The organism is Sphingobacterium sp. UBA3549 (assembly GCF_002376635.1).
Classification (GTDB): Bacteria; Bacteroidota; Bacteroidia; order Sphingobacteriales; family Sphingobacteriaceae; genus Sphingobacterium.
On record NZ_DFOE01000011.1, the window covers coordinates 46,169 to 72,574 of the forward strand.

The 26,406-nt window shown below is 40.7% G+C and carries 20 protein-coding genes and 1 tRNA gene; 15 read left to right on the forward strand and 6 right to left on the reverse strand.

Annotated elements, in window-relative coordinates; all coding sequences use genetic code 11:
• Positions 1-57 precede the first annotated feature (57 nt).
• From B2W36_RS06645 to B2W36_RS06655, 3 genes are all read left to right on the forward strand, one after another.
• Entirely contained in the window at positions 58-543 is a 486-nt protein-coding gene (locus B2W36_RS06645) for a DUF4385 domain-containing protein (RefSeq protein WP_293886975.1), read from the forward strand.
• Positions 530-670 (forward strand): DUF2256 domain-containing protein, encoded by a 141-nt coding sequence (locus B2W36_RS06650; protein WP_293880103.1) that lies wholly within the window; start codon positions 530-532, stop codon positions 668-670. The genes B2W36_RS06645 and B2W36_RS06650 overlap by 14 nt, the downstream gene beginning before the upstream one ends.
• A gap of 91 nt (positions 671-761) precedes the next feature.
• Complete coding sequence (locus tag B2W36_RS06655; RefSeq protein WP_293886977.1) at positions 762-1,004, forward strand: DUF3253 domain-containing protein; 243 nt, start codon at positions 762-764, stop codon at positions 1,002-1,004.
• Between the two features lie 124 nt (positions 1,005-1,128).
• Here the strand turns inward: B2W36_RS06655 and B2W36_RS06660 are convergent, their stop codons facing one another.
• Positions 1,129-2,088: a class I SAM-dependent methyltransferase gene (locus B2W36_RS06660; protein WP_293886979.1), complete on the reverse strand. Its 960-nt coding sequence runs from the start codon at positions 2,086-2,088 to the stop codon at positions 1,129-1,131.
• A 315-nt stretch (positions 2,089-2,403) separates the two neighbouring features.
• Positions 2,404-3,075 carry a DUF6624 domain-containing protein gene (locus B2W36_RS06665; protein WP_293886981.1) on the reverse strand — a complete coding sequence of 224 codons (672 nt, stop codon included), beginning with the start codon at positions 3,073-3,075 and terminating at the stop codon, positions 2,404-2,406.
• Positions 3,076-3,769: 694 nt separating this feature from the next.
• Here B2W36_RS06665 and B2W36_RS06670 point away from each other — a divergent pair.
• The 5 genes from B2W36_RS06670 to B2W36_RS06690 are packed head-to-tail and all read left to right on the forward strand — an operon-like array spanning position 3,770 to position 12,223.
• Positions 3,770-5,227: an IPT/TIG domain-containing protein gene (locus B2W36_RS06670; RefSeq protein ID WP_293886983.1), complete on the forward strand. Its 1,458-nt coding sequence runs from the start codon at positions 3,770-3,772 to the stop codon at positions 5,225-5,227.
• Between the two features lie 11 nt (positions 5,228-5,238).
• Positions 5,239-8,352 carry a SusC/RagA family TonB-linked outer membrane protein gene (locus B2W36_RS06675; protein ID WP_293886985.1) on the forward strand — a complete coding sequence of 1,038 codons (3,114 nt, stop codon included), beginning with the start codon at positions 5,239-5,241 and terminating at the stop codon, positions 8,350-8,352.
• Positions 8,353-8,363: 11 nt separating this feature from the next.
• Positions 8,364-10,421: a RagB/SusD family nutrient uptake outer membrane protein gene (locus B2W36_RS06680; protein ID WP_293886987.1), complete on the forward strand. Its 2,058-nt coding sequence runs from the start codon at positions 8,364-8,366 to the stop codon at positions 10,419-10,421.
• Between the two features lie 15 nt (positions 10,422-10,436).
• The gene (locus B2W36_RS06685) at positions 10,437-11,420 is read left to right on the forward strand and encodes a DUF4973 domain-containing protein (protein WP_293880091.1); all 984 of its coding nucleotides are present in this window, start codon (positions 10,437-10,439) and stop codon (positions 11,418-11,420) included.
• A 56-nt stretch (positions 11,421-11,476) separates the two neighbouring features.
• Positions 11,477-12,223: an aspartate/glutamate racemase family protein gene (locus B2W36_RS06690; protein ID WP_293886989.1), complete on the forward strand. Its 747-nt coding sequence runs from the start codon at positions 11,477-11,479 to the stop codon at positions 12,221-12,223.
• Positions 12,224-12,336: 113 nt separating this feature from the next.
• Here the strand turns inward: B2W36_RS06690 and xseB are convergent, their stop codons facing one another.
• Positions 12,337-12,558, reverse strand: a complete 222-nt coding sequence (gene xseB / locus B2W36_RS06695) for an exodeoxyribonuclease VII small subunit (protein ID WP_209577096.1) — start codon at positions 12,556-12,558, stop codon at positions 12,337-12,339.
• Positions 12,559-12,598: 40 nt separating this feature from the next.
• A complete protein-coding gene (gene xseA, locus B2W36_RS06700) occupies positions 12,599-13,885 on the reverse strand; it encodes an exodeoxyribonuclease VII large subunit (protein WP_293886991.1) in 1,287 nt (428 codons plus the stop codon).
• Between the two features lie 230 nt (positions 13,886-14,115).
• Between xseA and B2W36_RS06705 the strand changes: the two genes are divergently transcribed.
• The 3 genes from B2W36_RS06705 to radA all read left to right on the forward strand — a co-directional run bounded on the left by B2W36_RS06705 (position 14,116) and on the right by radA (position 18,528).
• Positions 14,116-15,840, forward strand: a complete 1,725-nt coding sequence (locus tag B2W36_RS06705; protein ID WP_293886993.1) for a serine hydrolase domain-containing protein — start codon at positions 14,116-14,118, stop codon at positions 15,838-15,840.
• The gene (locus tag B2W36_RS06710) at positions 15,837-16,997 is read left to right on the forward strand and encodes a dipeptidase (protein ID WP_293886994.1); all 1,161 of its coding nucleotides are present in this window, start codon (positions 15,837-15,839) and stop codon (positions 16,995-16,997) included. Before B2W36_RS06705 ends, B2W36_RS06710 begins: the two co-directional genes overlap by 4 nt.
• A gap of 145 nt (positions 16,998-17,142) precedes the next feature.
• A complete protein-coding gene (gene radA / locus B2W36_RS06715; protein WP_293880081.1) occupies positions 17,143-18,528 on the forward strand; it encodes a DNA repair protein RadA in 1,386 nt (461 codons plus the stop codon).
• Between the two features lie 185 nt (positions 18,529-18,713).
• Here the strand turns inward: radA and B2W36_RS06720 are convergent, their stop codons facing one another.
• The gene (locus tag B2W36_RS06720; protein ID WP_293880079.1) at positions 18,714-19,397 is read right to left on the reverse strand and encodes a peroxiredoxin family protein; all 684 of its coding nucleotides are present in this window, start codon (positions 19,395-19,397) and stop codon (positions 18,714-18,716) included.
• Positions 19,398-19,469: 72 nt separating this feature from the next.
• Here B2W36_RS06720 and B2W36_RS06725 point away from each other — a divergent pair, with 72 nt between their 5' ends.
• A complete protein-coding gene (locus B2W36_RS06725) occupies positions 19,470-20,618 on the forward strand; it encodes a methionine aminotransferase (RefSeq protein WP_293886996.1) in 1,149 nt (382 codons plus the stop codon).
• A gap of 144 nt (positions 20,619-20,762) precedes the next feature.
• Complete coding sequence (nagB, locus tag B2W36_RS06730; protein WP_293886998.1) at positions 20,763-22,691, forward strand: glucosamine-6-phosphate deaminase; 1,929 nt, start codon at positions 20,763-20,765, stop codon at positions 22,689-22,691.
• 129 nt (positions 22,692-22,820) lie between these two features.
• Here the strand turns inward: nagB and B2W36_RS06735 are convergent, their stop codons facing one another.
• Positions 22,821-25,337, reverse strand: coding sequence for a family 20 glycosylhydrolase (locus B2W36_RS06735; protein ID WP_293886999.1), 2,517 nt, complete (start codon positions 25,335-25,337; stop codon positions 22,821-22,823).
• A gap of 140 nt (positions 25,338-25,477) precedes the next feature.
• Here B2W36_RS06735 and B2W36_RS06740 point away from each other — a divergent pair.
• Positions 25,478-25,549: transfer RNA gene (locus B2W36_RS06740), tRNA-Glu, on the forward strand.
• Between the two features lie 204 nt (positions 25,550-25,753).
• Entirely contained in the window at positions 25,754-26,392 is a 639-nt protein-coding gene (locus B2W36_RS06745; protein ID WP_293880070.1) for a carbonic anhydrase family protein, read from the forward strand.
• Positions 26,393-26,406 lie beyond the last annotated feature (14 nt).

The window sequence follows — 26,406 nt, forward strand, 5'->3', positions numbered from 1 at the left end:
ACATGCACAAAACACACAGCCCTATTAAAAGAAAGGTAAAAATCTAAAAATATACATATGAGCATCCCAAAGCCGAGCTACCTGAACTTTGATAAAAACGACTACCCCTGGAAGCCCAATATTGATTATCGCTCGAAACCAGACGAATACCGAGTTGGTAAAGGAGAACAGGGGGTGTTGATCTGTGAGCCATATAAATCGGAAATTGGTCAGCATTGGCGCTTCAAAACTGAGGCCATTGCCGAGGAGAGCAGTGAGAAGATTTTCAATTTATTCGAGGATTATCTAAAAGCGGATGACTTTGTTGGAGCAGACATGGCACGCAAATATCTGCAGATGGGATACACGCGTGCACGTCGCTACGCAAACTATAAAGGAGGGAAAAAGTACGATAAGGAAGATGATTATGCGCTATTGGAACGTGGAACGGGTGCTAGGGAGAAGGCTGCAGCAGCAGAAGTGTTCTATAAACGATGGAAGCAGGCAGAAGCCAATGTGCAATACGGTTCGATGAAAAAACAATGGAAAGATGAAAGGGGTTAAAAAGCAAGATCTACCGCAGAAGATTTGCGCGACCTGTGGAAGGTCATTTACCTGGCGTAAAAAATGGGAGAAAAATTGGGCAGATGTCAAATATTGTTCAGAGCGTTGCAAGAAAAAGAAGACATAGTAATTTGTCTATTGACGCTACGACATACTTAAAAACGATACCTAAAGTGTTCAATTAAAAACTTCAAGAAGCTTTTCTCTGTTACTACACTATGAAGCAAGAGGCAATAATTGAAAGCATCTTATCAGCTGCCGAAGCCCGTGGTCGCGAAAAGACATTCTGTCCTTCTGAAATTGCCAGGGAACTTTTTCCAAAGGATTGGCGTGCACATATGCAAGAAGTTGTTGATGTAGCAATTTCATTGCAGAAGCAGGGGAAAGTTTTGATCACCCAAAAGGGAAAGGCCATTGATATCAATCATATCAAAGGCCCCATTCGTATAAGAAAAACTTAGCGGAAGCAAACTAAATTTGCTTCCTGAATAACCGATTGCCCGCATATGGCCTTCTCCTTTTTACATGAATTGGTGGAAACAAAAATCACTATTAATAAAAGTAATATAGAATAATTTTTCATAGCTATCTTTCTAGGGTATTAATACGGCAGGTTTTAATATATGGGTTTTTAGGGATCTCGATCAATCTATATCCTTCGTCAATAAGTGATTTCTTCAGAGATTCATTCGGCATATTCTTAAAAACGGCAATGGAAAGTGTCTGACTAGGCATTATACCCCAACGGGAAAAAAAATCACGTATTTTCTTTCGGAAAAGAATACGCCTGAAAGCCTTCTCTTTTCTATCCGCTTTGATATGTTCGCTTCCGGGAAACCAAAAATTTGGATTAAGTTTTTTTATAGCAATCATGGGAAGATTGAGTCCGGCAGCGAATTTTTCAAATTCCCGTTCTGAAACTTTGTAGACAAAGTTTCCCACCCTTTCATAAGAAAACCTATTTTTCCATATCTTATTGATCTTTTTGTCGTTGATGCTTGCCAGCAGATTGGCTAAATACAATAAGGTTGGCATTTTGGATATCGGGTCCTGCGGTTCTATAATTATGATGGCTTTGCTGGCTACTCGGATCATTTCGTAGAGTGCTGCGTAGGGGCGGGGAAAGTGGTGGTAGCTTTCCTTGCAGAGTATATAATCTACGCTATCGTCTTCCAATGTTAATGATTCAGCGTTTTGGGCTGAGAAATCCTTAATAAATTCTTGTTCATGGGAGATTTTCAGGAAACTGTCATCTAGATCACTGGCGGTGACATGGTGGATATTTTGGTCCAGGAGGTAGCGCGCGTCATGTCCATAAGCATCACCAAGAGTAAGCCATTTCGCATTTTTGTCCTTCGTGAAAGGAGTGAGGCATTTGAAAAAAAGTTCCTGCAGCCAGTGATTTATACTTCCTTTATAGTTATTTAGTGAATTGATTACTTTTACCTTTTGTTCTTTTTCAGGATAGAGGTTGTTGTACCAATTGGCATGAAGGTCATAGCTATGTTCATTGAATAGATCCTGTTTTTGTAAATTATTTTCCATAATAAAGTTTATAGTAGTTACATTATCTGATATTGATCAGACAAATAAATGATCCCCTCTTGGTCTTAACCTTATTTTAGGTTTATTTATTGTAACGGATAATTATTTGAAAATGCTACAGGCGTATTAAAATATTGTAAACAATATAAAATGTAGGAGATATCGTGGGTATATATTCCGTTTATTTAGCTAAAGTGCTATAAATTTGTATAATGAGCGTAATTAGAACATTTAAAGGTCACAAACCATAATTTTTGGAAACGAAAATAACATTGTTTAAAAGAGAATTGTATTTTTCAATGCATTGATTCAATTTTAATATTTACCAAACATGTTCGAAGGAACTTTATAAAGCCAAGGTTTTTTGACCCCGGATTTTAGATTTATAGAATCCCTTAGTGCAAAATGTGATTCTGTTGTGGTATTCAAATAAATTTCGAGAGCTTCTAAACCCACAGCTTTTCTTCGCTTATTAACTGTTTTGATATCTACAATCGGATAGGGAAAAGTCCGGTGATATCTGACGTCATACCAAATCTGTGTGCCATATATTTGCAATTCCCCCTTGTTAAGATTTATTCGGTCCAATAAATATGCATACTTATCTGGAGAAGCATTTTTTCTCTTTACTTCAGCTTCCATCTTTTTTAGTACCAATTTTTGAAAATCCGGCCATTTATTTAAGTGCTGCACGACCAGCCAAAACTTATCTGATCCGTCTTTCCCAACCCTATTATATCCAGGAAAACCAAACTTTGAAAAAATCACTTTTGCGTCGTCGTAGTTTTCTTGATATATCTCTTCCATTCTTTGAAAGAATTGACTGTTATCATGAACATTTTTCGGTGGGTTCATCATCCAATCTTGATCTTTCTTGGCCATTTGAATGATTTTGTCTCTTAAAACAGTATCTATTTGACCGTAAGCATTTATGGTCGCAAATATTAATGCAATAAACAAAACAATTAGTTTACCTAAATTTTTCATCGTGATCTTGAGAGGCCGAATTCTTAAAGCTTAAATAATCCAGTTTTTGGCAGATATAACACTGTTGATTTTGAAAGTGCTGAATAAATATCTCCGAAAGCTTAATATAAAACTAATACAATAATAAATCAAAAAAAATCATTTTTTAACTAGCCCCGCTTAATGTAGTCATGATACAAATCCGCATATTATTGAGATAATTCTATCCTATCAGAATCGTTACAATATCTAAATTTGATTAATCAATTATAGAAAGAAAAAAACCTTAGAGAAGCAGTTAGAAAATCGAGTTATAAATTAATCATCCATCTTCTTTGTGAAGAAGCTAATGCAGACCTTGGGAAAGGTATTGTTGGAGGTCAATATGAATAGCGGGAATCAAATAGAAAATTATTAGAACTATAAATTTAAAAAACCAAAAGACTTTGAAACTATTGTCGTAAAGTCTTTTTTTAGCTTAGGATAGCTAATACCATTTAGCTTTTTAAAAAATAACCAATTATGTATACGTCAAAATTAAGCGTTCGCCCAATGATGGGGCGGGCATCAATCCGTTCGTCCTAAAATTACCCTAGAATAGCTGGTATGTATTGCTAAAAAACGAATGAATATGTGTCAAATCGGTGAGTCTAGGATTCATGGAAGGTGATATACTCATGTTTATAAAAATAAACTCTAATCAATTAACAACCTTATGAGAACTAAACAGATAGCGGCTAATAATGGATTCCTAAATCGGTTGATTTGGGCCATTACAGTGCTTATTTTGGGCTTTGGAAGCTGTAAGAATGATAATGTTGGCAGCATTTCAGAGGGTATGCCCTTTGATCCTTCACAACCTGTTGTTGTCTCGGACTTTGCGCCTAAATCAGGTGGTATGGGGCAACGACTGGTGATTTACGGGAAAAATTTTGGAAACGATCCAAAAAATGTGCAGGTATTTATCGGGGGCAAAAAAGCCGTGGTAATCAACGCTTTGGGTGAATCCCTTTATTGTCTGGTACCAAAACAGGCGTTTAAAGGGGATATAGAAGTGCGCGTTGGCGCTGAAGAAAAGCCTGTTATCGGTAAGGCGCAAGTGCCCTTTGACTATCAGCGTAAATTGGTGGTGTCGACCCTGGCAGGTTATAGAAATTCACGTGGCGATGAGCCTTGGAAAGACGGGAAGTTTAAAGATGCTGATCAGAACAAGATGGCAAGTGGTTTTTGGCTTTCTTCTTTTATGAAGTTTGATCCCCTAAACCCAAAGCATCTTTGGATGACCTTCGATAATAATAATGGCCTGTATCTGATCAATTTCGAGGATAGCACAATTACTAAAAAACGGTCGGATTTTGATCGCCCTCGTAGTGTCGACTTTTCTGTAGACGGCAATTATATGATTGTTTCGCAGGATCGTGGTGGCGAAAATGATGAATCTACCTTGTTGTTTTCGCGAGCAAGGAATTTCCTCGATAAAGAAGTCCTGACAAGAAGTAAACAATGCAACGGTGCATCCATTCATCCCGTGAATGGTGAAATGTACTTTAATAGCTACGCAAAAGGGGAATTTTACCGTTTTGACCTCAATCAATATTTCACAGATAAGACAACGAAGGCAGAGTTTCTATATGTTATTCAGGATCCACAATGGGAATACCGCGCGTTGATTCATCCAAGTGGTAACTATGCTTATATCTTGGTGATCAACCAGGGCTATATTATGCGTGCCGATTACAATTGGGAAAAGAAACGTTTTAATCAACCTTATCTGGTTTGCGGAAAAGTTAGGGAATCGGGGTACAAAGATGGTGTAGGTTCTTCCGCTCGTGTAAATGAACCATACCAAGGTGTATTCGTGAAAAACCAAACCTACGTAGAAGCGGGAAAACCTGATCAGTATGACTTTTATTTTACGGACCAGATGAATCATGCGATTCGTGTGCTTACACCAGAGGGAGCTGTAACCACATTTGCTGGTCGGGGAAGCTCAAGCCTCAATAGCAACCCTTATGGTTATGTCAATGGTGATTTGAGAGAAGAAGCGAGATTTGACCGTCCATCAGGTATCGCTTACAATGAGCAAGAGGGAGCTTTTTATATTGGCGACCGCGAGAATCGACGCATCCGTAAAATCGCGTTAGAGGAGATGGATGAAAATAACCAAGATTAACCTGTGATAAGATGATGAATAAAATAGTATTTACATGTATGTTACTCCTCTGTGCCACTTTCGGTGCGCTGGCACAGGATGTTTTGGAAGTAACGGGTGTCGTTGTCGACGCCCAAAAGGCACCAATTATTGGTGTCAGCATCTTTGTGAAGGATGCGCCGGGGTTAGGAACAACAACAGATAATAAAGGGAGTTATCGGATAAAAGTAGAGCGATACAAGACGCTGGTCTATTCATCTGTTGGTTACAAAAAGCAGGAAATACTGGTGAAAGATAATCGCGTTATCGATGTGACACTGAATGAATCGGAGACCAGTGTGCTCGATGAAGTTGTCGTAACCGGTACGGGTACACAAAGAACACTGACATCGACTGCAGCGACCAGTAGTGTTGACGTCAACACGATGAAAGGAAATCCAACATCGAGTATTAGTAACGCTTTAATTGGAAATGCGCCTGGAGTTTTAGGTATGATGCAGTCTGGTCAGCCAGGAAAAAATATTACCGAGTTTTGGATCCGCGGTATTTCGACCTTTGGTGGAGGTGCTTCTGCTCTTGTTTTGGTCGATAATATCGAGCGGAATATCAATGACATTAATATCGAAGATATTGAAACCATTAATATCCTGAAAGATGCCGCTGTGACCGCAATCTACGGTTCCAGAGGGGCAAATGGTGTCATTTTAATTACAACAAAGCGCGGTAAAGATGGTAAGATCAGTATTAATTTTAAAGATGAGAATATCTATAATAGCCGTACCATTACACCTGAATTTGAAGACGGCGTTACCTATGCAAATCTATTGAACGAGGCACGTATTACACGAAATTTTGCCCCGATTTATCAACCTGAAGAATTGGAAATACTACGTTTGGGATTGGATCCGGATCTCTATCCCAATGTAAATTGGAAAGATTTATTGCTCAAAGACGGAGCGATGACTTACCGGGCCAATCTGAATATGACAGGCGGTGGAGCCACAGCACGTTATTTTCTGTCGGGAAGTTATATCGATGAAGGTGGTATGTATAAGACCGACGAAACGCTACGGAATGATTACAATACCAACGCAAATTACAAAAGGTATAATTATCGGTTGAATACAGATATTAACGTAACTAAAAGTACCGTGTTAAAAATAGGTATTGCAGGCTCTCTCAATAAAAGAAATAGTCCAGGTTTAGGTGACGATGATTTTTGGGGAGTGTTATTCGGATATTCTCCCATTCGCACGCCGGTAATCTATTCAAATGGTTATGTTCCTGCCATTGGAACAGGAAATCAGACCAATCCGTGGGTAGTTGCTACGCAGACAGGATACAATGAAAATTGGCAAAACAATATACAGACCAATATCTCCATTGAACAAAATTTTGACTTTATAACTAGGGGGTTACGTTTTAGGGGAATTATTGGATATGATACCAATAACGATAATACCATATCGCGACGTAAATGGCCTGAACAATGGCGCGCAGAACGCGCCCGTGATGAGAATGGTAATTTGATCTTTACACATATTTCAAATCCGCGAGAGTTATATCAGGCCAGCAGTGCCAGTGGCGAGCGACGCGAATTTTATGATATGATGTTTAACTATGATCGTAGTATCGGGAATCATACTGTTGGTGCCGTGGCCCGTTTTACCCGTGATGCACTTATTCGCACAGTCAATCTTGGCGATGATATCAAAAATGGAATTGCAAGAAGAAATCAGGCCTTAGCTGGCCGGGTAACCTATAATTGGAAGTCACGTTACATCGCTGATTTTAATTTTGGCTATAATGGTTCGGAAAATTTTGCCCCGGGTCGACAATATGGTTTTTTTCCTGCGGTTTCTGCAGCCTGGAATATCGGCGAAGAGCCATTTGTGAAAGATAATATTTCGTGGATGAATATGTTCAAGATCCGGTACTCCTGGGGAAGAGTAGGTAACGATCAGTTATCCGGTGGCGCACGCTTCCCTTATCTATCGACAATTAGTGAAATCGGACGTTTTGAAGACCAGGTATGGATTCCCGAAGGGGGGTATCAGTGGGCAGACTATGGTTTCGACCGATACTATGGCGGAATGAAATATAGTCAGGTATCTTCCTCCAATGTGACCTGGGAGATGGCGACTAAAAAGAACCTGGGATTTGATCTGGCGCTTTTTAAAGATAAGATAGTTGCTAATTTAGATTTCTTCAATGAGGAACGCACGGGCATATATATGGCTCGAAATTATTTGCCTGCACTGGTAGGATTAGAATCTATACCAAGCGCGAATGTGGGAGCGGTAAAATCAAGAGGTTTTGATGGACGCCTACTATATAACCAGAAAGTGGGCGAAGTCAATTTAACTGCCAGAAGTAATATTACCTATAGTAAGAATGAAATCACGGAGATCGATGAGGAATATAACGTGTATGGCTATCAAAACCAAAAAGGCTATCGGGTTGATCAGGCAAAAGGACTCATTGCTTTAGGCCTATTCCAAGATTATGATGACATACGCAATAGTCCTAAGCAAACATTTGGCAACTACCAACCAGGCGATATTAAATATAAGGATGTTAATGGTGATGGCATCATCGACGACGGTGATCGTGTCGCTATCGGAGCAACAAGACGTCCGAATCTAGTCTATGGTGTCGGGGCGTCAGCAAGCTGGAAGAACCTGGATATTAGTGTGCACTTTCAGGGATCTGGTAAATCGACGTTCTTTACCTATGGAAAAACAGTTTATGCGTTTAGTGAAGGTGAATGGGGACAAGTGTTGAAGGGGGTAATGGGCGATAACCGTTGGATTTCGGCTGATATATCCGGTGATCCGTCGACAGAAAACCCAAATGCTTCTTATCCGAGGTTGAGTTATGGCCCCAATCCAAATAACTTTAGGGAGTCAACCTTTTGGTTGAAGAATGGTCAATATCTCCGTTTGAAAACCTTGGATATTGGATATACCCTGCCAAAACAGATGACCAACCGGATAAAGATCAATAGCATCCGTTTGTTTTTAGTTGGTTCAAATCTGCTGACCTGGTCAAAGTTCAAGCTTTGGGATCCGGAGCTAGCGACGCCAAGGGGTGAAGATTATCCATTACCTAAGTCGTTTACATTTGGTATCAATGTCAACCTATAAAATTAAGAAAGATGCAAAGAAATAAAATATGCGTAGCAATGCTGCTTGTGCTGGGAGCAAGTTTTGTCTCATCCTGCAAAAAGGATTATTTGAAATCCGATCAATATTTTAAGGATCGACTTAATATAGAGAAGACCTTTAAAAGTAAGGTATATTCGGAAGAATGGTTAGCGCATGTATTTGAGGAGTTTAAAGGAGAGAATGCTGATGTTGCCAGTAAAGGTTTGACGCCGCATTGTTTTGCCGATGACATGTATTACGGTGATCGAGATAGAGATTATGATCCCTCAAAAAATGAACTCTCTTACAATATGTTCAAAATGGGCCAATATACTGAAAGTGATAAACAGGGTACATGGACGCAATCCTACCGGGGCATTCGTAATGCGTCGACCTTCATTCAGAACATATACATGAACAGTGAGATGTCGGCAACTGAAATTTCGGATTACCGTGGGCAAGCACGATTTGCTCGGGCATACCTTTATTGGCTGTTGCTCCGTAAATATGGGCCCATTCCGCTGTTGCCGGATGAAGGACTGGATTATACGGATAGCTATGATGATCTGGCGATTCCGCGGAGCACCTATGAGGAGTGCGCAACCTATATCAGTGATGAACTGCTACAGGCAGCTAGAGAAATGGAGTCTTTAGGGATGAAGCGCGGACAAGATGGCTCTGCTCGACCAACTGTGGGGGCGGCGTTGGCTGCCCGTGCCAAAGTCTTACTCTACGCCGCAAGTCCATTGGCCAATGGTAATAACTCCGGTTATGCAGCATTATTGGTCGATAAACAGGGTAAACGCTTGCTTTCAGCAGAATTCAAGGAAGAGAAATGGGCGAAAGCTGCAGCTGCCGCACGAGACGTAATCGAGCTCGGCGTGTACAAGCTGTATACAGTGCCTTTTCAGGAGACTGGTGACGATGCCACCGTCAAACCTCCCGAAGATCACAATTTTTCAGCTAAAAGCTGGCCTGAAGGATGGGCAAATATTGACCCCATGAAATCGTATGCACAGGTCTTCGACGGTACGTTATCTGCCTCAGGCAATCCGGAACTGATATTTACCCGTGGTAGCAACCAGCCTAATGAAGGGATTGACCAAATGGTTATTCATCAATTGCCACGCTCGGCGACAGGATGGAATACCCACGGACTGACACAGAAACTAGTCGATGCGTATTATATGAATGATGGTACAGATGTACCGGGTAAAGATAAGGAAATAGGTCGAGGTAACGGCTCAAACAGAAGTACGGGATATGTTACCCAGGACGATTATAATGCAAAAAAATACCGACCACTGCGCGCAGGTGCTTCTCTGCAATATGCGAATCGTGAACCCAGGTTTTACGCCTCAGTAGCTTACAGCGGAAGTTTTTGGACGCTGCTGAATGAGACAAAAGAGGAAAATCGTAATAAGCAAGTGTTTTATTACAGTGCAGATCCCAAAGGCAATGGCTTTAACTCTGCCAATGGATATTGGTTGCGTACGGGTTTTGGTGTTAAAAAGTTTGTTCACCCGAGTGATACTTACGAAGGTGGTGTAGGGTCACGTGTGGTACCCAAGGCAGAGCCTGCAATCCGTTACGCAGACATATTATTGATGTATGCCGAAGCATTAAATGAATTAAGTGGTTCTTTTACAATTTCATCCTGGCGGGGGGGAAGTTACACTTTAAGTCGTGACATCGCTGAAATTAAAAAAGGTATTCAGCCTGTACGGATCCGGGCGGGAGTTCCGGATTATCCGGAAAGTGTATATGGCAGTAAAAACGAATTGCGTCGTACCATCAAGCGTGAACGTTTTATAGAGCTGATGGGCGAGGGGCAACGTTATTATGATTTACGTCGCTGGATGGATGCTCCAGTGGAAGAAGCCCTGCCGGTTTATGGCTGTAATGTCTTAATGAATGAAAAAGAACGTGATCTCTTTTACCAACCCGTTGCGATTTGGACACTGAAAACGACCTTCGCAGACAAAATGTGGTTTTGGCCAATCAGCCATACAGAACTTAAACGCAACAAGAATTTAACACAAAATCCTGGTTGGACTTATAATGATTAATCAATTATAAAATTTATGAAAAAGTCATCGATACAGCTTTTTTTCCTGATGGTGTTATTCGTCTGCAACGCCTGCAACGACGAATGGAAAGAGGAGCAATTTGAACATTATGTCTCATTTAAGGCCCCTCTGGAAAGTGAGGGAGTCGCCAATATTTATGTCCGTTATAAAGACGGACAAAAAACTACATTTTTACAGCCGCTGGAAGTGAGTGGATCGACAACAAATGATATGAATCTTTCCGTACGCGTTGGTGTAGACGCTGATACATTGGGCATATTGAATTATGAACGTTTTCAGAACAGGCAAGATTTTTATTACAAACAGCTGGATAATAGCTATTTTTCTATTCCCGAAACGGTGAACATAAAAACAGGAGAGAATACAGCATTGATGGCTATTGATTTTTCGTTGAAAGGAATTGATATGGCCGAAAAATGGGTGCTTCCGCTGACGATTTTGGAAGATCCTGCTGCGCAATACAAAATCAATCCCAGAAAACATTACAAAAAAGCATTACTACGTGTCAATCCATTTAATAATTATTCAGGAACGTACAGCGGGACAGCCTTAAAAGTTGTGATGGATGGGCATGAAAGTGAAACACCGATTGTGAAAAGTCAAATAAGAAGTTACGTGGTTGATGAAAATACGATTTTCTTTTATGCGGGAAATATTGATGAAGATCGTAAAGACAGGAAGAATTATAAAATCTTTGCAACCTTTAGTGAAACTGGAGGGGTTACTTTTCGAGCCGAAAATCCAAATATGAAGTTTGCTGTTAAAAAAGACGCAAGTTATACGATTTCGGAACAAATGGATGCTGTCCGTCCTTATTTATTACATCGTTATATTACTTTAAATAATGTCGATTATGAATTTACCGATTATACCTTAGTTTCTACCACAGCAATTAAATTTAAAGTTTCAGGATCATTAATCTTAGAGCGGCAGTTAAATACACAAATTCCTGATGAAGATCAATCGATAGAATGGTAATTTCTCCAAACCATTTTTGATGCTATTGGTTATATCATCGATATAATAATAGCATTATGATTGGTATAGTCGGTGGACTTGGCCCTTATAGCGGCCTAGATATTACAAAGAAAATTATTGATGAAACAGCGGCAAGATCCGATCAGGAACACTTGCCGCTATTATTGTTCTCATGTCCTCATTTAATCCCGGATCGGAAAGCCTATTTATTGGATACATCCAATGAAAATCCTGGAAAGGCCATCGCTTCGGTGCTACAAAAATTGGAAATGGCGGGCGCGACCATCGCAGCAATTCCGTCAAATATCGTACATGCAGAGCCTATTTTTTCTGTCGTTAAAGAGGAAATTGCACGCACCGGAAGCACGTTACAACTATTGCATATTGTTCATGAGACCGTGCGATTTGTGAACGAGAACTACCCTGATAACATGGTGGGTGTTATTTCTACTGCAGGCGAGCAGCTATATAGTTTATATCGGGAGGCTTTTATTGAAAAGGGCTTTGATGTCGTCACACCAGAAGGAACGGAACAGGAAAAGGTAAATAATGCAATCTATGATGCTGAATATGGAATAAAAGCGCAGCCTGTACCGATTGCGAATAAGGCGAGGGAGGATTTATTATCGGCCATGGATGACTTGAAGAAAAAGGGCGCACAAGTCATTATCTTGGGATGTGCGGAGTTACCTTTGGCTATTCCGGAACGAGATTACAATGGTATGATCGTCATAGACCCGAATAGAATTTTAGCGCGTGCACTCATTCATGCGGTTGCTCCCGATAAATTAAAGCCCTTGTAGTCTATTCTTTGCTTCGCAGAAAAGTGTACATCAAATGGTTGAAGGTCTTCTATAATCTTATATAATTTTGATGAAATTTCTTCTTTAATAGAGAGGTCATTTGATAGATCTCTCTATTCTTCTTCATTGGTCTCTTCTGCTGGTGATATTTTCTGTAATAAACTATTCACCTCTTCCTCTGTCGCCGTTAATTTGGCTTTACAGACCTGAATAAGGTCTGATGCTCTTTTAATCTTTTCGGCGAGTTCATCAATGTTTGTTGAACCATTCTCAATTTCCCTTACAATAGTTTGTAACTCGTTAAAGGCATCTGTATAGGTATAATTCTGTTCCATTGTGCTATGCTTTCTTTAAATTTTTTTGCCAATCGCTAAATTATGCATTGTCTTCGTCCAATTCCTGTTTTGGAAATTTATCCGTCACTGTGCTTAGCAATTCTCCATCTTCGAGTATGGTTTGTATGACATCGCCGGGTGATACTTGTGTAATCGACTGCAGCAGTTTTCCATTAACTTTTGTAATTGAAAATCCCTGTTTTAATAATCGAATTGGATCAGCCAGCTGAATAATTCGCTCGGTATGCGCCAGCGCTGTCTTATGCTCGTAAAAGCGCAATTTTATCAAGGCGCTAAGTTCATGCTGAAATTGCTGAATGGCCGTTCTGGCGCTTTGTATTTCTCTTTTTCCGACCCATTGAATATGCGTTGCGGTTTGAGATAGCATGTTGCGCTCTTCTTTAAACCGAGTAGCAATAAGTTGCTGTATTCGCTCCGCTGCCTTATCGACCGGAATAGCGAAATTGTGAAACTTTTGGATCAAAAAGTCGGCGAGCTCACTGGGGGTGATCGCATTCTTATAAGCGACCATTTCGCTGACCGTATAATTTGTTGAATGTCCAATACCGGTTAATACTGGAATGGGAAACATCGCGATAGCCCGCGCCAGTAAATAATTGTTATAACTAGAAAGACCGACTTCACCACCCCCGCCCCGGATAATGGCAACGACATCGTACAAGCTGATTTTTTCGGCAATAACGGCAAGTTGGTTGATAATGGAAGGCACTGACTTGTCACCCTGTAATAATGCGGGGAAGAGTGTGCATTCGATGCGGTAACCCCAAAGGTTTTGATTAATAATCTTGTAAAAATCAGAAAGCCCCTTACTTGTTTCTACCGAAATGATCGCTAGTCGTTTGGGAACGGCTGGAAAGGCCAACAACTTATTAGACTCATAGATTCCTTCTGCCTTCAGCTTTCGAATACTGTCCAACTTCTCCTTTTCAAGTTCGCCTAAGGTAAATGTCGGATCGATGTCAACAATGCGCAGGCTCAATCCGTACATCGGATCATAGGAGATACTTGCCTGAAATAACATCGTAATTCCTTCTCGTAACGGTTCTTGAGCAATCTTAAGAAAACTGTTGTTGATACGGTTGTAATCGGTTTTCCATAAGATAGACCGCATTTCAGCGACAATTTTACCGTCCTGTTTTTCGACTAGCTCGGGATAACAATGGCCAGAATGGGTATAATGATTGAGCTTGTTCATTTCCGCTTTAATCCAGTACAAACTCTTGTACCGCTCTGCAAGTGTCTTTTGGATACTGCGGCTAACTTCCAGTAAGGAAAATATGGTTTTATCTTGAATCAATTCTGGCATTAGTCAAACTTACAGAAAAAACCCTCAGGATGCAATCGGGACCCGGCTAATCAAAGGCTAGTTGAAATTCGCTTAAAGATTGCTTGTACCTCTAAAGTTAAAGGAAAAAGACATTTTAATTCGAAGACAGTTTTAACGTAACAAAATTGATTTTTTTTAACCGTCCTGTATTCCTTGTGTATTTAATTCGTATTTTTATTTGATATAACCTAAAAAACGATAAAAGCAGAATGAAAAAAGGACTTTTTGGGGTGTTATTTGCAGGTTTGTTCTGTATTAACCCCCTGTTTGCTCAATATAAATCTAATGTTAAAAATGAAACAATACTGTTTAATAACCGCGATCAGTTGCTGCCTTTGAAAAATCTAGATCGGCTTCGCATCGCTGTTGTTGTTCCCAATGCAGTAAAATATAATGTGTTTACAGAGCAGTTGGCCCGTTATGCAGACACTAGAGTTTTTGATTTTAGTAAATTCGATGAAGATATAAAATACTATAATACAATTATTGTCGCTGGAAAGGAAGATGACTTGGATGCAGATTGTCTCGCCCAGTTGAAACAGGCCGTATTAAACAATAAGAAAGTCATCCTTTGTCATTTTTTCGAAAATGAAAAAAGCAAAAAGACACTAACTGAACTCATATCGTCTGACTTGATCGAATTATTAGCCCCTTTTTCAGAAACTGGACAACGTCACGTCGCAATGTCAGTTTTTGGTGGAGTTCCCATCACTGCTGGTGATGTTAAAACTACACAGACAAGACTGCAGTACGGCTCTGCGTCAAGCGCTCATCTGAATCTGTCGAAATTGACCAAGAAAATTGATGCTATTGCCCAAGAAGCCATTGATAAGCAAGCGACACCTGGAGCAGTTGTCATGATTGTTAAAGATGGACAAGTTCTGCTGGAGAAATCTTATGGATTCCATACCTATTCCAAAGATATTCCAACAAAAACAAATGATATTTTTGATCTGGCATCTGTCAGTAAGATTGCCGGCACAACGCCTGTCATTATGCGCCTTACTGAGCGGAATGTGATTAATTTGGATAGTACCATGGGGCATTACCTATGGCAGGCAAAGTATACCAATAAGAAGGATATCAAGCTTCGTTCCGTCATGCTGCACGAGGCCGGTTTTACACCCTTTATTCCCTTTTATAAATATCTGAAAGCTGGAGACGTTGTTTCAGTTCCAGATGCTAACCATCAAGTAGAAATGGCGGATAATAGCTATATCCTTAACGATTATTACCGTGATTTCATGTGGCCAGAGATGCTAAAATCTCCGGTAAAGCCCACAGGAAACTATGTATATAGTGATATCAGCATGTATGTGATGAAAGAAGTTGCAGAACATCAAACGGCTGAGCCGCTGCAAGATTACGTCCAGGAAAACTTCTATAGGCCATTAGGGATGAAGCGCGCTGGTTATCTTCCCAGAATACGTTTTGCAAAAGATGAAATTGTTCCTACCGAACAAGATACCTCATTTCGGAAAACATTGTTAGAAGGCTATGTACACGATCAAGGTGCGGCAATGGCAGGAGGTATCGCCGGGCATGCCGGACTATTTGCTACCGCAAACGATTTGGCAATCTATGGCCAGCTGTTATTAAATAGAGGTGAGTATGGTGGAGAGCGCTACTTTAAAACGGAAACAGTTGACTTATTTACATCCAGGCAATCAACAAGCAGTCGCCGGGGGTTGGGTTTTGACCGTTGGGATCCCAATCCTAAAAATGAATATCCATCGAAGTTAGCAAATAGTTCCGTCTTTGGTCACACAGGCTATACTGGAACATGTATCTGGATTGATCCACAAAATCAATTGATCTATATCTTTTTGTCCAATCGGGTACACCCTCAAGTGACGACCAAGCTTTTGGATCTGAATATCAGAAGCAGAATTCAGGATGCTATTTATGAATCGATCAATGAAAGTCAACGATGATTAAGAGCCTCATATTACTAGGGCTAGCAATGACAGCAGGTACTTCTATTGGATATAGCCAAAACTATAAAAAAATCCACCAGAATATGGTCGTCGTCGATGGACACAATGATGTGATTTATGCATCCATTTTTCAGGGGAAAGATATTGGCCAACGGTTAAAAACAGGTGCTACTGATTTGCCGCGGCTGCGGGAAGGTGGTGTCGATGTGCAGGTATTTGCGGTATGGTCCGATGATGCTAAATGGAAAACCGGTGCATTCAAGCACGCAAATGACCAGATAGATGCCTTGGAAAAAATGATTGCGGCAAATACCGATAAAATAAGTTTGGCAAAGTCTTCACAAGCTATCGATTCGATAGTAAAAACAGGGAAAATAGCCGCTTTGATCGGTGTGGAAGGTGGAAATATGATTGAAGAAAATTTGGATAATCTTGAGCGACTTTATGCCCGTGGTGCCAAATATTTAACCTTGACCTGGAATTATAATTTGTCTTGGGCAAGTTGTGCCGCGATGGAATCAGACAACATGGATTCCAAGGATAAAGGGTTGACGGAGAAAGGTCGAACAATTATCCGGAAGATGAACGAACTGGGCATGATGGTTGATTTGTCCCATGGTGGCGAACAGACCTTTTATGACGTGTTGGCGGTATCGACAAAACCGATCTTGGTTTCCCATAGTAATGCCTTTGAATTATGTCCACATTTCCGAAACCTGAAAGACGCACAGTTGGAGGCGCTGAAAAGCAATGGGGGTGTGGTTGGTGTAAATTTTTATTCGGGTTTTTTGGATCCTGCCTATGAAGCGAGGCTTAAGGGTTTGTATCTAAGCAAATTTGGTGATGATGGGACATCAAAACTGAGTACTTGGTCTATGTATGAAAAGTTGCCAAAGAAACTTCAGCGACAGGCGGATGCTCCATTGTCGAAATTATTGGATCATATCGATTATCTGGTCAAAAAAGTTGGTATTGATCACGTTGCGGTAGGCTCAGACTTCGATGGCATAGAATCCTCACCGCAAGGTCTGGAAGATGTTTCTAAGTTTCCGCTATTGACTAAAGCACTGCTGGAGCGAGGGTATTCACATGTGGATATAGCGAAAATTATGGGACAAAATTTCTTGCGGATTTTGAAAGAAAATGAAGAATAAACACTTCTTTTTTTTTTAAGGCTTTTCAGTAACGTTCCGGTATACATGCCGCATTATTGAGGTATGTGTAATAGCTTGGGTAAGATGTAATGCGTGCGGCCATGTCATTACGCTTTTAACAGCTATAAATTTGTAAATTCGTAGCATGGCAAAATCAAAATCAGCATACTTCTGTCAAAATTGTGGCTATGAATCTCCCAAATGGATGGGACAATGTCCTTCCTGTAAGCAATGGAATAGCTTTGTTGAAGAAGTGGTCGAAAAAGGGAGTTCAAAAGTCCCCGAATGGCGTAGTTCTACAACTGGAGGCAATACGAAAAGGGCGAATAAAGCGGCTATTATTCACGAAATTGTTTACCAAGATGAGTCTCGTATATCCACGCCTGATCAGGAGTTTAATCGGGTTCTTGGTGGCGGGATTGTTCCGGGGTCACTGGTGCTTATCGGTGGAGAACCTGGGATTGGAAAGTCAACGTTAATGTTGCAGTTAGCTTTATCCATTCCACAAGTCAAGACACTTTATATTTCCGGGGAGGAAAGTGAGCAGCAGATCAAGATGCGGGCTGAACGACTGTCACAGTCATCCAAAGCTAATTGCTATATCCTGACGGAAACATCCACGCAAAATATTTTCAAGCAGATCGAGACGGTACAGCCCAATGTCATTGTTATTGACTCGATACAGACTTTACATTCCGCACAGATTGAATCCGCTCCGGGTTCGGTTTCTCAGGTTCGCGAATGTACCGCTGAATTGTTGCGGTTTGCCAAGGAGACGAGTACTCCCGTCTTTATTGTGGGGCATATTACCAAGGATGGATCGATTGCTGGGCCCAAGGTATTAGAGCATATGGTGGATACCGTACTCCAATTTGAAGGCGATCGTCACCATGTCTACCGCATTTTGCGGGCCGTAAAAAATCGCTTTGGATCGGCTTCAGAACTGGGCATTTACGAAATGCAGGGGTCAGGACTGCGGGAAGTGTCCAACCCTTCTGAGATTATGATTTCGCAACGTGACGAGCCAGTCAGTGGAGTTTCCATTGCGGCAATGCTGGAAGGGATGCGGCCAATGATGATCGAGGTGCAAGCGCTGGTGAGCAACTCAGCATTTGGTACAGCACAGCGTTCTTCTACGGGGTACGATACGAAACGGTTAAATATGCTTTTGGCCGTTTTGGAGAAACGCTTTGGCTTTAGGCTGAGTGCACAAGATGTATTCCTGAATATCGCCGGTGGGTTGCGCGTGGAAGATCCTGCAATCGATCTGGCCGTAGTGGTAGCGATTATTTCTTCACAGCAAGATATACCGATTCGCTCCAATCTGACTTTCGCAGGTGAAGTTGGATTATCGGGCGAGATAAGAGCTGTAAATCGGATTGAACAAAGAATACAAGAGGCTGAAAAGTTGGGTTTTGATGGTATATTTATTTCTAAATTCAATACCAAAGGCCTGGATGCGAAAAAATATACTATTGCAATTCGGCCTGTCGCCAAGTTAGAGGATATATTCAGTGCCTTGTTTGGTTAGTAGAAGCGCCTTGTTTGGTTGGTAAATAAGCGTCTAGTAAGGATTACGGGATGTATTTTACGCATCAGTTTGTGCAGAAAACGTTTTGCTGTAGTTTGCGTTGAGAAACACCGTAGTCATTAAACCTAAAAAGACCATGCGCTTTTAAAGGCATGGTCTTTTTATTGGAATTGGTCATCTATAGGTTACTTTTTCAATACTTCTTTCAATTTTGCACGTAAAGCATCACCGTGTAAATTTTTCGCCACAATTTTTCCATTGGGATCAATCAGCACGTTCTGGGGAATAGATTTTACACCATATAGCGTTCCGACATCATTCTGCCAACGTTTTAGATCCGAAACATGTCTCCAGTGTAGTTTATCGGCATGAATGGCTTTAATCCAGGAGTTGCGGTCCTTATCAAAGGATATTCCCAATATTTCAAAGTTTTCACCTTTGAATTGTTGGTATGTTTTTACAAGATCTGGACTTTCTACGCGACAGTCCGGACACCAGGAGGCCCAAAAATCAAGAAGCACATATCTCCCTTTAAAATCCGAAAGTTTGACGGGGTTTCCGCTGGTGTCATTTTGGGTAAATGCTGGTGCTATTTTTCCAATTTGAACGGTTTCTAACGTATTTAAATAATCTTGAAACTCTTTCCCTTCACTTGAGTTTTTTACAGTATTACTCAAGGAATTATAAAGTGCCTGAAGCTCTGTGTAAACAGGATCATAACCTCCGACTCTACGCAAGTCAACCAACGTCGAGATAGAATCGGGAGCAGCCTTAACACGAGCAATATACTCTTCTTTGGTAAGTTCCTTTTTTTGCGCTGATCCGAAAAATGGCAGAATCAAAAAAAGTAGTGTGATGTATTTTATCATATTACTATTCTTATATATATTTACAAATATAAGAAAATCCACTAATTTAGTAGATTAATAAAATGTCAAAAAATGAACTTCAACCTAGCCTCTAAACTTCCGCATGTTGGTACGACGATTTTTACTAAGATGACCATGTTGGCCAATGCGCATCAGGCCTTAAATCTTTCCCAGGGTTTTCCCGATTTTGAAGCCGATCCGAGGTTGGTAAAATTGGTTACTGAGGCGATGCTAAAGGGATACAACCAATATGCACCAATGATCGGAGCACAGTCTCTACGGGATGCGATCGTCAAAAAATATGATCAGATTTATAACGTTGAGGTCGATGCAACGGAAGAATTAACCATTACCTCAGGGGGGACGCAAGCCATTTTTACAGCTATTGCTACCGTAATTAGACCGCAGGATGAGGTTATTATATTTGAACCTGCATACGATTGTTATGCGCCAACCATCGAACTGTTTGGCGGTAAGGTTGTGCCCGTCCGATTATTGGCGCCCGATTTTCAGATTGACTGGGATTACGTAGCAACATTAATGAACAGTAAAACGCGACTGATTATTATCAACAATCCGAATAATCCAACGGGGAAAGTATTGGGCAAGGAAGAACTGATTAAGTTGGGAGCGCTATTGGAGGGGACTAACATCCTGTTGCTGAGCGATGAGGTATACGAGCATATTGTGTTTGACGGGGCAGCGCCGCAGTCGGTACTGGAAATACCTACTCTGCGTGAACGAAGTTTTGTTGTCGCCTCCTTCGGTAAGTTGTTGCATACTACAGGCTGGAAAATTGGTTACTGTATTGCCCCGCCGAAATTAACCCACGAATTCAGAAAAGTACATCAGTTCAACGTATTTAGTGTCAATACCCCTATGCAATATGCTATAGCAGAGTATCTAGCCGATATAAGTTATGTAAAAAGTCTATCGGACTTTTTTGAGCGTAAAAGAAATCTACTGAAAGAAGGATTAAAAGGTTCACGTTTTACGATTCTTCCTTGTGAAGGGACTTATTTCTTGAATATAAATTATAGCGGCATTAGCAATGAAAAGGAATTTGAATTTGCCTGCTCCTTAACAACACAACATAAGATAGCAACAATTCCACTGTCCGCATTCTATAAAGAGGTTACAAATCAGCAGGTTTTACGCGTTTGCTTTGCGAAGAGGGATGAAACATTATCAAAAGCGATAGCGATTTTGAATCAAATTTAAAGGTATTTAGGCGCTAAAAATGTAGCTAAAAGGTTTTATTTAAAATATTGCTAAGAAAGAAGTACTTTATTAAAATTTTACTTCAACTTGAGTCACTAATTTTATAAATTTGTAATTCACGTTTATCAATATACCCATAAAAAAATGGCTAGATTAAATTTATTGGAAGAGACACGCTTCGAAAGAGTCCCCGTGAGCGTCTATCCAGATCAAAATTCAGCTTCGAAAAACGTTGCAAATCGTATAGCTGAAATTATTCGTGCAAAGCAAGAGAAAGGTGAGAAGGCTGTTCTAGGCCTTGCTACTGGCGCCACACCGGTAAAGGTCTATCAAGAACTGATTCGCTTGCATAAAGAAGAAGGTTTAAGCTTTAAGAACGTGATTACCTTCAATCTTGACGAATACTATCCTATGCAACCTGATGCGGATCAGAGCTATGTTACGTTTATGAACAAAAACTTGTTCGACCACGTAGATATCGATCCGGCAAATGTAAATATTCCAGATGGTACCTTAGCTCCTGATCAAGTAAATGCATTCTGTGCGGCTTACGAGCAGAAGATTACAGCGGCAGGAGGGTTAGATATTCAATTATTAGGTATCGGCCGTACAGGCCACATCGGGTTCAATGAACCAGGCTCTGCGCCTAATTCAGGCACACGTGTGGTCACCTTGGATGATTTGACTCGTCGTGATGCTTCCCGTGCTTTTGGTGGAAAAGAAAATGTACCGACAAAAGCAATTACCATGGGAGTGGGTACAATCTTCAAGGCAAGAGAAATCATTTTAATGGCTTGGACCGAAACAAAAGCTGAGATCATTAAAAAAGCCGTTGAAGGTGAAATCTCCGCAGAGATTCCTGCAACTTATCTTCAATTGTCCGACCATGTTGAATTTGTATTGGATGAAGCCGCTGCTTCGTTGCTGACACGTTTTGATCTTCCTTGGTTGGCAGAAGACGTTACTTGGACACCTTCGCTCATCAAAAAAGCCGTTGTTTGGTTAGCGTTAGAAATCAAAAAACCAATCTTGAAACTTACCGACGAGGATTATAATGCACATGGTATGGCGAAGTTGGTTACAGAAACTGGCCCTGCATACAATATCAATATCCGTATATTTAATGAACTTCAGCATACGATCACTGGATGGCCTGGAGGTAAACCCAATGTCGACGACTCACAACGTCCTGAGCGTGCCAATCCAGCCAAGAAAAATGTGATTGTATTTTCTCCGCACCCTGATGATGATGTGATCTCTATGGGAGGAACATTTATTCGTCTGGCAGACCAAGGACACAATGTACATGTTGCTTATCAGACGTGTGGTAACACAGCGGTTTGGGACGATGATGTGGTACGTTATCTGGAGTTTGCCGAAGATCTCGCTAAACAGATCGGAGCCGACTCAGAGGCTGCCCAGATTGGTCGGATTTATGATGAGGAGCGAGCAATTTTTGCAACAAAAAAACCGAATCAGATTGACACCGAATTGGTCCGTAAAATCAAAGCATTGATTCGTAAAGGAGAGGCTATCGCGGGAGCTCGTTTGGTAGGTTTGCCGGATGAAAATATCCACTTCCAGGATCTGCCTTTCTATGATAGACAGAAGTTTTCGAAAAATGTATCTTTCGAAGACGATATTCAGCAAACAATGGAGTTATTGCGTCATGTAAAACCACATCAGGTGTTCGCTGCAGGTGATTTTGCTGATCCACATGGTACACATAAAGTATGTTTTGACATTTTGTTTGAAGCATTAAATAGGTTGAGCAAAACAGATGAGTGGACCAAAGATTGTTGGTTATGGTTATACCGAGGAGCATGGCATGAATATCCTATTCATGAAATCCAAATGGCCGTTCCTTTATCTCCACAAGAAGTTTATCGTAAGCGTTTGGCTATCTTTAAGCATCAGTCTCAAAAAGACTTACCTGTATTCCCTGGTGATGATCCACGTGAATTCTGGGTACGTGCAGAAGATCGCACGAGCGAAACAGCAGCTTTATATGATCAATTAGGTCTAGCAAATTACGAAGCCATTGAAGCATTTGTAAGATGGAAATTTGATTAGATTAACACGTTAGTTTATACGCAAGAATATCTATAAACAAAATCCCTGCTTCAAGATCGAAGCAGGGATTTTTGTTTATATAACCATTAGTATTGATTCAAAAGTACCCTATAAATAGATTAGGGTAAACTAGTAGCTGATCACATCACCGGATCGTCCTTTGGCGTCATATACTTTAAATACGTATTTCTTTCCAGTCTGGAATGGTATCGGGCCATTCACTGTTTTGGATTTTTGTGTTGGTGTACTGCCGTTGTCGCTATAATAGACTTTAAAACCAGGATAATCGGTATTGATAAGGAGTTGGTTGCCCTCTTTCTTAATTCCAATTTTTGGAAGTCGATAAGTATAGCCTCCATTTATCCTATCCAGTTTTCTCAATTCATCCTCGCCTAGCTTTTTGATAAAGGCAGTATACGATCTGCGATACGCAGCTTCGTCAAAAGAATTCCCTTTTTCCCAAGCTTGTTCTGGGGCCCAGGCGCGGTCAGCAATCGCAATTAAACGTGGAAATATCATTTCTTCGAGACGTTGGTCAGTAGCGATCTTTTCTGACCATAAAGCACCTTTGATCCCGAGGAGATTTTTCTTCCCTTCCGCTGTAAGCTGTTCTTTATTGGTGTATGCCTCTGGTTTAAAGTCTTTTCCCGTATCATCCTTTCTTAAGTTGATAAAGAAATTTTCAGGGGAGAAGGAATAAGTTCTATTCAGATTGACAGTGCCTACCCAACTATGTCCTGGATCTGCAAAGTCACGATCCCATGACATATCCAGGTAGTTATTTGCTGCACTCGTATAAACAACTTTATAGCCAGCATTGGCCAATCGATAGGCGAGGTCTTCCTGTCCTTGTCCGGGTAGATTGTTCCATACATTTAAATGGATGCCTGATTTTCCCAGATCCGCATTTACAACCATGCCATTGCCTTTGTTGCGCATGCCCATCTCTTCCCATCCCGACATCGTCAGTCCTTTTTCTTGAACCAGGGCATTAATCTTGGAAATATACAGTGGCCATACGTCGAGTACATTTGCGATATTATTTTCCTTCATAAAGGCCAATATTTTCGGCGATTTCTCCCAAACACCACTTGGAGTCTCGTCACCTCCCAAATCGATAATTTTCAGTGGAACCCCTGCTTGATCGTGTATGGCTTTGATTTCATCAATCACCTTGCTTAGGAAACGGTACGTTGAAGGTAGCGCTGGGTTCATAACGTTATCATTCCAGTTTTGCGCAGAATTGTAAACGGATTTGTCTTCTGCATCATCCAGTAAATATTCTTCTGCCTTTTGCTGATCGCCAAGTTTTGAGTAATGGGCAAAACGTGCACGCATGGCTTTGATCGCTGCGCGAGCATGGCCGGGGGTTTCCACCTCTGGAATCACATCTATGTGTCTTTCCTGAGCATATTTTAAAATTTCGATGTAGTCGTTCACACTATAGAATTGATGCGGCTTGGCTGTCGCTCCAGATCCATAAGCAGGTTGTATTGCTTTACCATCTTCAAAATTAGCCGAACGGTTGGCTCCGACAGCTGTGAGTTCAGGTAGGGATGGAATTTCCAGTCGCCACCCTTCGTCGTCAATGAAGTGAAAATGGAACTTATTCAACTTATAAGCAGCCATAAGATCCAATATTCTTAAAACCTCGGCCTTACTATGAAAATTACGGGCAGCATCCAGCATAAATCCACGGTACCCATAACGTGGGCTATCTTCAATATTGCTGTGCGGTAAAGCAATGGATTTTGTAGCTTTATTCCACTGATCATGATTGATTAATGATTTTAAAGATTGAATGGCATAGAAAGCACCAGCTTTATCTGAAGCTTCTATTTTTACACCATCAGCAGTAATCGATAATCGATAGGATTCGGGCTTTAAGGTGTTAACTTTTACGATTTCAATACCGCGCTGCGGGCTAGTTGAAGCCGTTAGCTTAATACTTGAATATGTTGAAAAGAAATCTGTCAGGAATCTCGCTTCGCTAGCAAATTCATTATCTACAAAAAGTTTTGTACCTGTTGATAAATTAAACTTTTCGTTGATGTTGACATTAATGTGGCTTGGTAAGGGGATGATACTTTGTGCGGTGACACCTTCTACGAACTTGTTTTGGTCGTATTTATATGCGAAGTAGTCTGTTTTTTCAGCTTCTGATTGAGGAGCAGTTCTAACAGCAGAATAATCTGAAATAGTGGTGGCAAGCCCAGTCTGGTTATTTTTTAGATATAGACCAATGGGGCCATCTGTGTAATTGACTAGCCCCGTCGTTATAAAATCGATGTGGACACTATCCTGAGCTTGCAATACAAAGTTGTTTTTCTTAAAGCTTACCTGAAAAAGATCGCCGTTTCGGTGGTCTATTGCGAAACGTTTGTCGACCTTGTCGGGATCAATAGATCGGATAAAATTAAACCAAAGGCTCCAGTCGTTGAGTTGAACAGCACTTTTTCCTTTGTTTTTTAAGATAATGGTGGATACCGGGTTTTTACGGATATGCTGTCCTTCCTGAACCCTCCAGGTGAGTTGCAGCTGATCTGCGATTGCTCCCGTTTTTTGGGCATAGGCTTCCTGACTTAATAAAGCCAAGCCCAGTCCAGCATAGAGTAGCGGTTTTTTAATTTTTTTAAAATTAGTCATGTTGGTTACTTTTTCAATGACTTTAAATATAGCTATTCTAGGGATTTTAATCATCTATTTCAAAAAAAATGAATAAAAAAAACAGAATAATTTTGACAGATTTATAAATATTTCTATATTTGCACACCGAAACAAAAATCGGCCCGTTCGTCTAGGGGTTAGGACGCAAGATTTTCATTCTTGAAACAGGGGTTCGATTCCCCTACGGGCTACGAGTCGAAAGATTAAAAACAAAAAAAGCTTGCAATTTATATTGCAAGCTTTTTTTGTTTATAGCACTTTTATTAAACCCTTTACTTTATTTTCGCACTATAGTGCGGTGGAAAGAACCGTAAAAATTACACGTATTTAGCCCTGTTGGTAATTAAAATGTAACATATTAATTTTACTTTTAATATTCCAAATAATAAAATCTTATGAAGGCACATACGTACGAAACACAATCGACGATTACACCGGAAAAGGCATTGGATTTCTTGAAGGAGGGAAATCAACGCTTTGTTAATAACCTAAAAGCAAACCGCGATCTTCTGGAACAGGTGAACGCTACTCGCGAAGGGCAGTGGCCATTTGCTGTCGTGCTGAGCTGCATCGATAGCCGCACATCAGCAGAACTTATATTTGATCAGGGATTGGGCGATATCTTCAGTATTCGTATTGCAGGAAATTTTGTCAATCAGGATATTTTAGGTTCGATGGAATTTGGTTGCAATGTAGCGGGCTCAAAACTTGTTGTTGTGCTTGGTCATACCAAATGCGGGGCATTAAAAGGAGGATTAGATGCTGCGCAAATCGAAGGAATGGGGATGGATAATCTAAACCACCTAATTAATCATTTTGATCCAATCATCAATGAAGTGATAGACGAGGGGGAAGAGCGTTCGTCAAAGAATAGTGAGCTCCTTGAAAAGCTCAATCAACAAAACATTAAGCATGCGATTAGAGACATCCGTAGACAGAGTTCAACACTCCGTAAACTAGAAGAAGAGGGGAAAATTAAAATTGTGGGAGCAAATTATGATGTTGAAACCGGTAGCGTAAGCTGGTTATACTAGCTGGCCGCCGGTTT